We start from the raw sequence: 12,431 nt of genomic DNA, 5'->3' as shown, positions 1-12,431 counted from the left end.
TGTATCTCCGGTGGAGGTTGCGGCAACCGATGAACTTCCGTATCCGAATATGGCAGCTTTCTATAATAATGAAAAGCAGAAGCAATGGAAAAAGACTGGTATCAGAAAAATTGGACGCTGGATATTCAGAATATGTCATGGGTAGAAGACACCAACAGACAAGTAGATTTTCTAATCAAGCAGTTACATTTAAAAGGAACGGAAAAAATACTTGATCTTGCATGTGGATTTGGTCGGCACTCACTGGAGTTTGCCAGACGTGGGTATGATGTTACCGGTATTGATATTACACCGGCGTACATAGATTATGCAAACGAGCAGGCAAAAAAAGAAAATTTGAATGCAAAGTTCATTTGTCAGGACATTCGCACGATCACATTTGATAAGGAATTTGATGTTGTGCTGAATATGGCGGATGGAGCAATAGGATATCTTGAAGACGATGGGGAAAATCATAAGATTTTTTCTGTCATTGCGAAAGCATTAAAAAATGGTGGAAAGCACTTTATGGATATCATGAATGAAAGCTATGCCCAAACACATTTCCCTTGCAAGTTATGGGATGCAGGAGAAAAGGGACTTACATTATCTGCTTTTGAATGGGAGAAGGATAGAAAAACGCTGATATATGGGCAGGTAGACTATATGTATGGAGAAGCACTTTATAAGCCTGAAATGAAAGAAGGAAATCCTATAAGGTTATATAGTTTGGATGAAATCACGGAGATATTCTGTAAATTAGGACTTCGTATTTGTAACAGCTTTGCTGATTTCAGTGGAAAGCCGAGTTCTGATAATGATATTCAATTGATGGTTTATTCCATACGGGAATAAATCTTCATCAAATCTTTATTTTTTTCTGTTAGGTTATATTTCAGTAAGAAATGAAATATAGAAGGAAGGATAGTAAAGATGGAAATGATGTTACAGACACAAAATCTATGTAAATATTTTAGAAAACAGAAAGCGGTAAATAATGTTTCACTTAATATCGAAAAGGGACAGATTTATGGACTGCTTGGACCGAATGGCGCTGGTAAATCTACCACATTGAAAATGCTGACCGGTATGATGAAACCAACTGCAGGAAAGATTTACTTTGATGGAAAACTTTTGGATAGGAAAGATTTATCAAAAATAGGAGCGTTAATTGAAAATCCGCCTATTTATGAAAATCTTTCCGCCAGAGAGAATTTGAAGGTAAGACAATTATTGCTTGGTACAGATGAAAACAGAATTGATGAGGTCTTGCAGATTGTATCACTTACAAACACCGGAAAGAAGAAAGCAGGACAGTTTTCTTTGGGGATGAAGCAAAGACTAGGCATTGCAATGGCATTGCTTGGAGAACCGGAACTTTTGATATTGGATGAACCTACGAATGGATTAGATCCAATAGGCATCGAGGAATTACGAGAGCTGATCCGGTCTTTTCCGGAACAGGGAATCACTGTAATTCTCTCCAGTCATATTCTCTCAGAGGTACAGTTACTTGCAGATAAAGTCGGGATTATTTCAGGTGGAATCTTAGGATACGAAGGAGCATTAAAGCAGGGAGATAATCTTGAAGATTTGTTTATGAATGTGGTAAGAAAAAACCAGAAAGCAGGTGAAATCCATGGTTAATATTATAAAAGCAGAACATCAAAAAGCCAAAAGAACCATGCGAAAAAAGTTTATCTGGGGATTTCCTCTTCTTACATTTGTCATGGCATTTATATTTACTCTTGGGATGACAAATGCTTATGCAGAAAGTGTTTGGAACTGGTGGTATACACTTTTGCTGCCGGGGATGATTGCTCTATTTTGTTATCTTTCTGTGGCGCAGGAGAAAAAGATAAAATACTATCATTTAATGACTATTCCCACAGACAGAAGAAAATTGTTGCTGGGGAAAATTATTTATATTGGGTACATGATTTTGTTTTCTAATGTGATTGTGTTTGCAGGAGCAACGCTTGGAGGCTTTCTTCTAACGACACATGTTCCAGTTGGAGGAGCGTTGATTGCAGTATTGTTTCTGACGGTTTCTGAGTTATGGGAGATTCCGGTAGCTTTATTTTTAAGTGAACGATTTGGAATGATTGTAAACCTGTTCGTCTGCCTATTTATTACCGTCAGCGGTGTGGTAATATCACAAACCAGAATCTGGTATGTACTTGTTTCTGCAATCCCTATGCGAATGATGTGCCCGTTGCTTCATGTTTTACCAAATGGACTTGCCGCAGAAGCAGGGAATCCTCTTTTGGATACGGGAGTCATTGTTCCGGGAATGTGTCTCTCAATCATCTGGTTTGTTTTTGTAACGGTTCTGTTTTTGAAATGGTTTGAGAGAAGAGAGGTGAAATAAGATGATTGGAAGATCTCTTAATGCAGACTTGCGAAAGATGAAAGGAACATCTGTGATTCTGGCACACTTACTGATTCCGATTATAACCAGCGTTATATTTTTAATATATTACTTTTTTTCACCATGGAATGAAAATATGAAAGTGATTGCATTTTATCAGGCAATAGGAGCAGGACTTCCGGTACTTATTGGAATTTTTACAGCAAGTGTGATGGAACAGGAACAAAATGCAGGTGATTTTCAAAATCTGTTGTCTTTACCGGATAAACCTGCAGCATTTTTATCGAAACTGTTGATGCTACTGGTTTTGTGTCTGTGCTCTATCCTATTGACAGCAATCATATTCGGAATTGGATTTGGAAGAATCGCATCAAGCGATATCGAAATCATGAAAGGATGTATATTTGCAGCATTGCTGCTGTGGGGAAGCAGTGTTCCACTTTATCTGTGGCAGCTGATTCTGGCTTTTCAGTTTGGAAAAGGGGTATCCATTGGAGCAGGGATTATATCAGGACTAATTAGTGCATTGATGCTTACCGGACTTGGAGATTATGTGTGGAAATATGTATTTGTCTGCTGGACGGGTAGAGTACCATATACTTATCTGCAATCTGTATTGGGAGAAACTAGTGTAGGTGAATGGTTGTCATTCATACCAGGTTACTTAATATTTACAGGGATTAGTATGGTATACTATTTTTGGTGGGTAAACCACTGGGAAGGAAACAGAATATCGGAATAGAATCGAGGGAAACTATGGCAAAAATACTGGCAGTTGATGATGAACCGGCAATTCTGGAAATGATAGAAAGCATTTTGAATAAGGATGGACATCTGGTTACCAAAGTAAGTAATCCGCTGAAACTTAATATGGAAGAATTACATCGTTATGACCTGATTTTACTTGACATTATGATGCCTGGAATGGACGGCTTTGAATTATGCAAAAGAATCAGGGCACTTGTGGATTGTCCGATTTTGTTTCTTACGGCAAAAACGGAGGAAAACAGTCTGGTAAACGGACTTTCTTTAGGAGCAGATGATTATATTTCAAAGCCATTTGGAGTGATGGAACTTCGGGCAAGGATCAATGCACATCTTAGAAGAGAGCACAGGGAACATTCTGTCCGGATGGTTTTGGGGAGGGTCTGTATTCAAATATCTCAAAAGAAACTATTGGTTGATGATAAGGAACTTCCTCTTACGAAAGCGGAGTACGAAATCTGTGAATTTCTGGCTAAAAACAGAGGACAGGTTTTCTCGAAGGAACAGATATTGGAGGCGGTCTTTGGCTTTGACAATGAGAGTAATGACAGTACCATTATCACGCATATCAAAAATATAAGAGCAAAATTTGCGGATTATGATTATACACCGATAAAAACAGTCTGGGGGATTGGATATAAATGGGAAGAGTAAAGAGAAGCAATGCACTCAGCTGGATTTTTATGAGATATGTACTGGTCATGCTTGGATCATTAGTAGGTTTGGTGATTGTTGCTTGGCTGCTGCTGTACCTTTTGATTAGTGTGGGCTGTATCTATCCGGCGAATTATGCAGAGCAAAAGATTAATGAAGCATATGATACGATTTTACGTGCGGATAAAGTAACTGCTGAGATGATTCCTGCACTTTGTGATTATGTAATCTTTTCAGAGAATGGAGAGAAAATAGGTGGAGATCTGTCAGAACAATACGAACAGATAGCATGGAATGTTGCAAAGTACGGAAACGCATCCGGGAAATATTTTTATAAAGTAATTGTAAGGGAAAATGAATATGTTGTATTGCAATATCGCCTGACACCTCAATATCATTCAGCTTTTTTGAGGGAGCATTTTATAGGACCACAGAATGTGATGAGTATTATGTCAGTGATTGGAGCGGTAGCGATTATCATCATTCCGTCCATACGTTTTGGAAAAAGAATCAAAAAGCAGATGCAGCCTGTATTAGACGCAATCAGACAAATAAAGGATCAAAATCTGGAATATGAGACATCCTGTTCCGGTATCAAAGAGTTTGATGACTGTTTATCGGCAATCGATGATATGCGAGATGCATTGCGAGAATCTTTAGAAAAGCAGTGGAAAACAGAGCAGGAAAAGAAACAACAGATGTCTGCTTTGGCGCATGATATTAAAACACCTCTTACGATTGTACGGGGAAATGCAGAACTACTTTCAGAGACTGAACTGACCACAGAACAGAAGAATAATATCACTTATGTTTTGAACGGCACAACACAGATACAAAGTTATGTAAAACAGTTGATAGATGTCACAAAATCATGGAATTGCAGTGATGTTACCTATACAACGGTGGGGTTAGAAGATTTTTTCGCAGATATAAAGGAACAGGCACTCGGACTGGTAGAAATCTATCATCAGAAAATAGATTGGAAGGCGGGACAAAGTGATAAAAAGGTAACGATTGCTTATGATCCAATGTTCCGGGCCGTAATGAATATGATTCAGAATGCAGTGGAGCATACAAAAGAAAATGGAATCATTTATATTGACGCAAAGGAGCAGGATGGCCGGCTGACATTCATTGTGGAGGATAGCGGATCAGGATTTACAAAAGAAGCATTATTGCATGGCACAGAGCAGTTTTTTATGGATGACACAAGTAGAAATGGTGAAGCCCATTATGGGATGGGACTATTTTTTGCAAAAACTGTGGCTGAAAAATATGGTGGAGGTATTAAACTTTCAAATTCTGAAAATACAGGTGGGGCGAGGGTAGAAATATTTTTCCTGAGTAGTCAAGAAACAAGCTAAATAGACCGCAATTAAGCTATACCCTCTTGTGAAAACGAGATTCTGGTGTTATTCTATTCATGGCAGTGTTAATGATGATCCTGTTCAATTGTTATTTTGTGGTGATTTAACAATACTACTTTTAGGACTCATTATCTACTGCCTTTTTTAAGTTAAAGAGAAAACTGCGCCACAGCCTTCGAAGGCCATCGCACAGCGATTTAGTTCAATCGGTATTTGGCGATTGGATAAATTTAGTTTTCATTGTAAAAACCTTTATTTTAGGGCGTTGCTACGGAAAGTAGCAGAAAAATAGTGAAATGACAGCTAATGTTTCTTGTTTGGTAAAGGTTAATTTGCTAATCTGTGAAGGAAGTAAAACAAACCGAAAACGGAGGCGGAAAAATGACTTTAGAAGAACAAATTAAATATTACAGAAAACAGGCTGGACTTTCACAGGAGAAGATGGCTGAGAAAATCGGTGTATCAAGACAAGCCATTACAAAGTGGGAAAATGGAACAGGAACACCGGATATTGCAAATCTGATGGCAATAGCAAATCTCTTCCAGATATCAGTAGATGAATTACTTTCGAATGAGAAATCAGAGAAAAAGCAGTCTAATTACATCTATGAAAGTCGTACTGAATACGATATTGATGGTAAGAAGAATTTTGATATCAAGCTTGGTGGAGCATATGCTGTAGATTTAAAGGCATATCATGGAGAAAAAATTGAAGTCACAATGTTTTCAAATGTCTATAAGAATCTTCTGGCAGATTATAAAGTAAAGATTGATGATATAAAAAACCGAATCGATATTGATCTTAACAGATTTAATGAAGCCAGTGAAGCAGATGCAAAGGAGAGTTTGGTCATTACTATTTTTATTCCAATAAAATATATTGGAAAAATCGAATTATCAGTTAATGCAGGGACACTGAATATTACTGATATAGAAAATGAACATATTGAGGTAAATGGCAAAATTAGCGAAGTTACCCTTCAGGGAAATAAAAGTGAAATTGAGATAGATTCAAATCTTGATATGCAGATCAGTGTTTTATCACATGAGGGTGCGCTTGAGATTAATCAGTTGTCAGCAACATCAAGACTTACACTTCCTGCAGATTATAGATTTAGAAGCACAAAAAAGGGAATAGCAACTCATATTTATTATGAGAGACAGGGCAAAAAGGTTGATGACTTTTCAGATGCCGAAGCAGACAATTACATTGAGTTCAATGGTATAAAGAGTGAGCTTGTGATTGTAGAGGCTGAGGTGTAGTCATGGAAAAGTATATATATCGACCGGTCAGATTCTATTTGATTACATTTGCCTGCACTTGGTTCTGGTGGCTATTTGCAATTTTACTTAATGAAGGGACGGGGCTTTATCTTGGAATGTTTCTTGGCTTGGTTTCACCTGCCATGGTTGCCGTAGTAACTGTATTTACGTCTAAGAATAAAGCACTCATTAATGATTTTAAGAAGAAGCTGATTGGGTTTTATAGAATAAAACCTAAATATATATTAATTGCAGTGCTGATATTTGCTGTGATAGTGACGGCTTCAATCGGTACATCAGTATTATTTGGCGGCAGTATAAATCAGTTTTCATTTACAGAAGACTTTTCATTTTCTATAGGTAGTACGTCTGCATTTCTTACAATTTTGTTGGTATCCTGCATAGAGGAGTTACGAAAATGTGGAAGATGCAGAAAAACGTAGAGATTACCTTGCAACTTATGATGGAACAATTTATGCAAATGGAACACATACAGTAATTGGTACTGTCTTAGTGAGAACATCTAATAAGCTCACAGCAACACAGCAAAAAGAACTTGAGCAAAAAGTCATTGATGCATTAACAAGATTAGAATAAGAATAAATGCCTGATAGACAGAGTAGAAATATGCAAGAAATTAGCAGGTGTCAAGATTTGTGGCACTATAATAAAGTCGGAAAGGGATGGTATGAATATGAGTAATGCTATAACACTAAATTATTATAATAGCAATGCTGCTGTTTTTTCTGAAACTACAAAGAATGTAGATTTTTCGGAAGTACAGCAAATATTTACAAAGCATCTCTCTCCTGATGCTTCTATTCTGGATTTTGGTTGTGGATCTGGACGTGATACAAAGTATTTTCTAAATAATGGTTATCATGTAACCGCAACAGATGGATCAGGTGTGATTTGTAAAATGGCAACTGATTACACAGGCATCCAAGTAAAACAGATGCTGTTTGAAGAACTTGATGACCGAAACCAATATGATGGAATCTGGGCATGTGCCTCCGTTCTTCATCTATCCAGAGAAAAATTACCAAATATATTTCACAAAATGCATCAAGCATTAAAAACGAATGGCATAATTTATACATCGTTCAAATACGGTACATTTGAAGGTGAACGAAATGGTCGATATTTTACGGATTTTACAGAAGGGATGTTTGAAGAGTTTGTAAGGAAGATTTCTGGACTACAGATAGAAAAAATGTGGATCACCGGAGATGTGAGAGAAGGAAGAGGTGATGAAAGATGGTTGAATATATTGCTTCGCAAGACAGATGTTTGTTGAATATTGAAGCAAACTATTATAATCAACTGGATATTGAAGCTTTCTCTCAGATGATGAAAGATCCCTCTTATTGCTACAAGTTTTACTGGCTGGAGGCTGTGGTACATATTATTTCAGAAGGAAAAAATGAGACAACATTTGATGAGATTATTAATGAAATGATTGCGAATGCCTGGTATTCAGTACGGGAATTTCATATTCATCTTAGTGGAATACAGGCAGATGGATTGGTCAGAGATGGTCTGGAAAGGGCAATTTTACAGCTGACAGAACTCAGTGATCTTCCGGCAAATGCATCTAAGATTGAAATAAAGAATGCTATTCGGGAACATCAGGCAGGTTTAAAGAAAGCAAAAGAACAGTTGACTAATATGGTGCCATATAGAGCACTGGCAGGCTTTTTTACAAGGAGTAATGAAGTGCCGGACTGGGGAAGTGTCAAACGCATTACAGCGTATATTCAAAAAATAAATGAACTGGTAACTCCTTTGCCATATGTATTGGGTGATAGCAGCAAATTGAAAAAAGAAGTGCATTTTCATCCAGACTGGGTAGCAATGATTCAGGATAATACAGTTAATATCCTTGGCTGGATTCAATATGAAAAAGTGAAATGGCTTCAGAATAATAATCCTGAAGTGCCTGGCTTGATTTATAAGCTTGCTCCAATGGATGAAAAAATGCGAAAACTGTCAAATGTGCGGAAGTTGTGGCAGGGAATTATGAAAATACAGGAAATAAGGGATATTTTCACAGGACAGCCAGTAAAAGAAACGCAGTATGATGTAGATCATTTCATTCCATGGTCTTTTGTAATGAATGATGAGTTGTGGAATCTGATGCCGATGGATTCATCCTTGAATTCGGCAAAAAGCAACCGCTTACCCAAGTGGAATCCATTTTTTGAAGTGTTTGCTGGAAACCAGTATCTGATGTATGAAATGATAAATGAAAGACCAGATCTTCACAAACGATTTGAAGCGTGTTATCGGGATAATCTGCATTCCATCTGGGCTGGTCAGGAATTGTACCGTAAAGGTAATTCTAGAGAAGTATTTTATAACATTCTGGAAAGGAACATGATGCCGGTATATGATTCGGCCAGAAGACAGGGATATGAAATCTGGAACTATGGATAGAAGGAGATCATAATACGATGGGGTTATTTGGCTTATCTCGGAAAGAAAAGGAAATCTGGGCAGCCATTATACCGTGAGGTGATTTTAAATGCATTTTTGCTCGTAACTGTGAAGGTGCTGAACAGTTAAGATGTTTTTGAGAAATAGCACAGCGAAGCATCACGAAGGGTAATGAAGAAAAATCAAAAAAATTTCCGACAATGAAGTCCTTAGATGATGTAAATAAGAAAAATGATGTAAATAATACAGCTTCAGAAGTTCACACTGGATGACGGAGAATGCAAAAATCGTGTGATTTTGTATCAGAATTAAAGAAGAGGGAAGCATTTCATGAGGAAAAATGAAAGTAAAATACGTTAGCTGATAAAGTGTATAAGCTCAAAAGGAAAAGTGCCCTTTTGAGCCTTATTTTGTGTTATTTCTCAAAAAACGGGAATTATAAAGATTTAATTCTTTACTACGGATGTGTATTGTAAAAAATTATTTTGCTATACTGACAATATCAACAGAAAAGGTGGATATTAGCGAGGTGATCAGATGAATGCAGCACGGAGAATACGATTAATTCGGATAATAGAAAAGATTGAAAAAAATCCGGAATTCAGTAACAAGCTTGGAGTGAAAAATACATCTGATTTTATATCAGATAAACAACAAAAAATGAATCACTCACAACTGGATGAGTGTTAGAAGGAGAAAAAAGATGTTATCATTATTATTTACTATTTGTATGATTTGGTTTGTTGGAAAATTTTTTATATTTGGCTTAAAAGCATCCTGGGGAATCCTGAAATTACTTTGTACGGTTATTTTCTTTCCGGTGATATTGATTGGAATGGTGGTAGGCGGATTAATGTATATAGCTTTTCCGCTATTGATCATTGGTGGGATTATCGGACTTGTAACTTCACATTCATAAAGAGTCAGAGAGGTGTTTTTTATGGGATATGATATTGAAAAAGAAAAAAGAGAAGCAATTGAAGCTGGACATAGAGCCTTAAACAGTCTTAGTACAGCAAAAGAAAATCTGAACAGTGCAAAAAACTGGGGTCTGGTAGATATGTTTGGCGGAGGATTTTTCAGTACAATGCTGAAACATTCAAAAATGGAGCAGGCGAAGCAGAATATGGAGCAGGCAAAGTATGATCTCCGTAATTTCAGCAGAGAATTAAATGATGTAAATATGGCATGTAACCTGCATATCGATACCGGAAATTTTCTTTCATTTGCAGATTATTTTTTTGATGGATTTGTTGTGGACTGGATGGTCCAGGATCGAATCAATAATGCAAAAAGACAGGTAGAAGAAGCTATTCTAAGAACAGAAAGTATCGTTAATCAATTACAGCGTATGTAAAGAGAAGGGCAATGAATCAGAAATGGTTCATTGCCCTTCGTGCGTTATGGATTATTTCAGCTTTTCTTTTTCCTCATTCAGCAGTTCAATATTCAATGCCTGTTCGCTGGCGGTCTTATCAATCCAGAGATTCAGTGAATCTATTGCCAGAGAAATTTCATCCAGTTTTTTGCTGATAAGTGCAAAATCTTTTATCTCATCATCGCTGATCCTGCCGTCGCGAGCTATCTGGATCAGGCGTGTAGTAAGAGGATTGATTTCATTCAGACTGGCAATGGTTTCCAGAATTATATTGGATAAGTCGGAAACTTTGACTTCCGGAACATAACGATGACCGATTTCGCATTTATGGGAGCAGTAATAATTGCAGAGATCCGGTCGTCTGTAAGCATCAGCCATCTGGATGATATCATAAGGTGTTGGTTCCTGTATTTCATATTCAAATTTTTCGATTTTAGAATCAGAAACAGCTGTCATCTTTTCACTGGCTTCTGATCTGGTGAGACCGGCTTCTTCCCGGCAAATCTGATAAATCGTCTTATTTTCTCTTTTAGATTGCTTTCCCATGAGAATAACCTCCTGTATATCACAAAACATTAGGATTATCGCGTTGTAAGTCCATATGCTGTACGTGTATTTCTTTTATAAATTTCATTATACTTGAAACATCAGTAAACAACAAGAGATAATAGATTTTGGCTATACGGTCCTGAAATGTGCTGCAAAAAATTATCCAAAGACATCCGTGTCCAAAAACCTTGATTTTTAATATATGCTAAGTTAAAATAAAACAAATACCGATCACACAAAATAAACGATTGAAAAAGGAGAAAATAGTGGATCTAAACAAAATATCTATTAAAAAAATCAGGGAGCTTATTGTATTTACGGCACTTCTTGTAGTTGCCCTGTGGAAGTTTGATATGGTACTCGGTGTGCTGAAAACCATATGGAGGATTATATTTCCGTTTATACTTGGTGGAGCTATCGCATTTCTGACCAATGTGCCAATGAGCTTTTTGGAAAGGACAATTTTTAAAAAGGCAAAAAAAGAAAATAAGATAGTTAAAAAACTGTCAAGACCGATAAGTCTGCTCCTTACGGTTGTATTAGTAGTTGGTGTGATCTCATTGGTAATGTTTGGTGTGATTCCGCAGCTTACACGAACAATGGGAACTTTGATGACGAGCATCGCTGATTTTATCCCGCATATGCAAAGTTGGATTCGAGAATTTTTCCATAATAATCAGGAAATTATAAAACTGACAGATCAGCTGCAGTTTAATCTGGATCAGGCAGTCAGATGGGCAATAAGCCTTCTTGGAAACGGTGCAGGAAATATGATGAATACGACAATGTCTGCAGTGGGTTCCCTGATCAGTGGATTAACAACCTTTTTCATTGCGGTTTCCTTTGCCTGCTATATTCTTTTTCAGAAAGAAAAGCTGCATGTACAGGTCAGAAAAGTATTTTTCGCTTTTCTTCCAAAACAAAAAGCAGATGCATTTCTTAAAGTTTGTTCTCTCACGTATCGGACATTTGCAAACTTTCTTACAGGTCAGTGTCTGGAAGCTGTGATTCTTGGATGTATGTTTGTCATTACACTGAGTATTTTGCGGATGCCATATGCACTCCTGATTGGAATTTTAATTGCGTTTACGGCATTAATCCCTGTTTTCGGGGCTTTCATCGGGTGTGCGGTAGGAAGCTTTTTAATCTTTATGCTAAGCCCGAAACAGGCAATTCTATTCATAATAGTATTTCTGGTACTGCAGCAGATAGAGGGAAATCTGATCTATCCCCATGTTGTTGGTGAATCTGTAGGTCTTCCGTCCATCTGGGTGCTGGCAGCCGTTACAGTCGGTGGAAACATTATGGGAATTGTAGGTATGCTTGTTTTTATTCCACTGTTGTCAGTGTTCTATACTATTTTTCGGGAATTCGTATATCTGCACCTGAAAAAACAACATATCAAACAGGTAACAGCAACAAAAATAGAAGAATATACGGAAGAAGAAATTGCTGCTATAGAAGGAAAGGAAATGAACAGAACAGAATAAAGTACATTATGAAAATTCCTGAAGATATTCAGAAGATAAAAAGGAAAAATATGTAAAGAAAAAGGCAGTGAATCAGAAATGGTTCATTGCCTTTTATGCAGGTGCGCCTAGCGGCGCACGTTTCTAACGGGTTAAAGTCCCGAATCCGCCCGGTAGTGGGAAGGATATAGCCGAAGGCA

At 37.2% G+C, this 12,431-nt stretch carries 15 protein-coding genes; 14 read left to right on the top strand and 1 reads right to left on the bottom strand.

The window, feature by feature from the left end; translation table 11 throughout:
* The first annotated feature begins 84 nt into the window (after positions 1-84).
* The 13 genes from GPK60_RS00990 to GPK60_RS00930 all read left to right on the top strand — a co-directional run bounded on the left by GPK60_RS00990 (position 85) and on the right by GPK60_RS00930 (position 10,192).
* Positions 85-834 carry a class I SAM-dependent methyltransferase gene (locus GPK60_RS00990; protein WP_252191254.1) on the top strand — a complete coding sequence of 250 codons (750 nt, stop codon included), beginning with the start codon at positions 85-87 and terminating at the stop codon, positions 832-834.
* Positions 835-912: 78 nt separating this feature from the next.
* A complete protein-coding gene (locus GPK60_RS00985) occupies positions 913-1,626 on the top strand; it encodes a lantibiotic protection ABC transporter ATP-binding protein (protein WP_005609481.1) in 714 nt (237 codons plus the stop codon).
* Positions 1,619-2,350 carry a lantibiotic immunity ABC transporter MutE/EpiE family permease subunit gene (locus GPK60_RS00980; RefSeq protein ID WP_004853398.1) on the top strand — a complete coding sequence of 244 codons (732 nt, stop codon included), beginning with the start codon at positions 1,619-1,621 and terminating at the stop codon, positions 2,348-2,350. Before GPK60_RS00985 ends, GPK60_RS00980 begins: the two co-directional genes overlap by 8 nt.
* A 1-nt stretch (position 2,351) precedes the next feature.
* Positions 2,352-3,092: a lantibiotic immunity ABC transporter MutG family permease subunit gene (locus GPK60_RS00975; RefSeq protein WP_215658689.1), complete on the top strand. Its 741-nt coding sequence runs from the start codon at positions 2,352-2,354 to the stop codon at positions 3,090-3,092.
* A 14-nt stretch (positions 3,093-3,106) separates the two neighbouring features.
* Positions 3,107-3,769: a response regulator transcription factor gene (locus GPK60_RS00970; RefSeq protein ID WP_055162935.1), complete on the top strand. Its 663-nt coding sequence runs from the start codon at positions 3,107-3,109 to the stop codon at positions 3,767-3,769.
* Entirely contained in the window at positions 3,757-5,133 is a 1,377-nt protein-coding gene (locus GPK60_RS00965; RefSeq protein ID WP_215658688.1) for a HAMP domain-containing sensor histidine kinase, read from the top strand. Before GPK60_RS00970 ends, GPK60_RS00965 begins: the two co-directional genes overlap by 13 nt.
* A gap of 384 nt (positions 5,134-5,517) precedes the next feature.
* Entirely contained in the window at positions 5,518-6,399 is an 882-nt protein-coding gene (locus GPK60_RS00960) for a helix-turn-helix transcriptional regulator (protein WP_215658687.1), read from the top strand.
* 2 nt (positions 6,400-6,401) lie between these two features.
* Positions 6,402-6,842 (top strand): hypothetical protein, encoded by a 441-nt coding sequence (locus GPK60_RS00955; RefSeq protein WP_250843960.1) that lies wholly within the window; start codon positions 6,402-6,404, stop codon positions 6,840-6,842.
* Positions 6,820-6,996, top strand: a complete 177-nt coding sequence (locus tag GPK60_RS00950) for a hypothetical protein (protein WP_173866734.1) — start codon at positions 6,820-6,822, stop codon at positions 6,994-6,996. Before GPK60_RS00955 ends, GPK60_RS00950 begins: the two co-directional genes overlap by 23 nt.
* Before the next feature lie 97 nt (positions 6,997-7,093).
* A complete protein-coding gene (locus tag GPK60_RS00945; protein WP_215658686.1) occupies positions 7,094-7,696 on the top strand; it encodes a class I SAM-dependent methyltransferase in 603 nt (200 codons plus the stop codon).
* Positions 7,657-8,835 (top strand): HNH endonuclease domain-containing protein, encoded by a 1,179-nt coding sequence (locus GPK60_RS00940; RefSeq protein WP_173866736.1) that lies wholly within the window; start codon positions 7,657-7,659, stop codon positions 8,833-8,835. Before GPK60_RS00945 ends, GPK60_RS00940 begins: the two co-directional genes overlap by 40 nt.
* A gap of 703 nt (positions 8,836-9,538) precedes the next feature.
* Positions 9,539-9,754, top strand: a complete 216-nt coding sequence (locus GPK60_RS00935; protein WP_147633043.1) for a hypothetical protein — start codon at positions 9,539-9,541, stop codon at positions 9,752-9,754.
* A 21-nt stretch (positions 9,755-9,775) separates the two neighbouring features.
* Positions 9,776-10,192 carry a hypothetical protein gene (locus GPK60_RS00930; protein WP_173866737.1) on the top strand — a complete coding sequence of 139 codons (417 nt, stop codon included), beginning with the start codon at positions 9,776-9,778 and terminating at the stop codon, positions 10,190-10,192.
* 51 nt (positions 10,193-10,243) lie between these two features.
* Here GPK60_RS00930 and GPK60_RS00925 read toward each other — a convergent pair whose 3' ends face one another.
* Complete coding sequence (locus GPK60_RS00925; RefSeq protein ID WP_022118466.1) at positions 10,244-10,759, bottom strand: helix-turn-helix transcriptional regulator; 516 nt, start codon at positions 10,757-10,759, stop codon at positions 10,244-10,246.
* Positions 10,760-11,028: 269 nt separating this feature from the next.
* Between GPK60_RS00925 and GPK60_RS00920 the strand changes: the two genes are divergently transcribed.
* The gene (locus tag GPK60_RS00920; RefSeq protein WP_173866738.1) at positions 11,029-12,252 is read left to right on the top strand and encodes an AI-2E family transporter; all 1,224 of its coding nucleotides are present in this window, start codon (positions 11,029-11,031) and stop codon (positions 12,250-12,252) included.
* Positions 12,253-12,431: the final 179 nt, after the last annotated feature.

Source organism: Ruminococcus sp. MCC718 (genome assembly GCF_018783905.1).
GTDB classification, from domain to species: domain Bacteria; phylum Bacillota; class Clostridia; order Lachnospirales; family Lachnospiraceae; genus Hominisplanchenecus; species Hominisplanchenecus faecis.
This window is presented reverse-complemented; position numbering and strand designations above follow the sequence as displayed.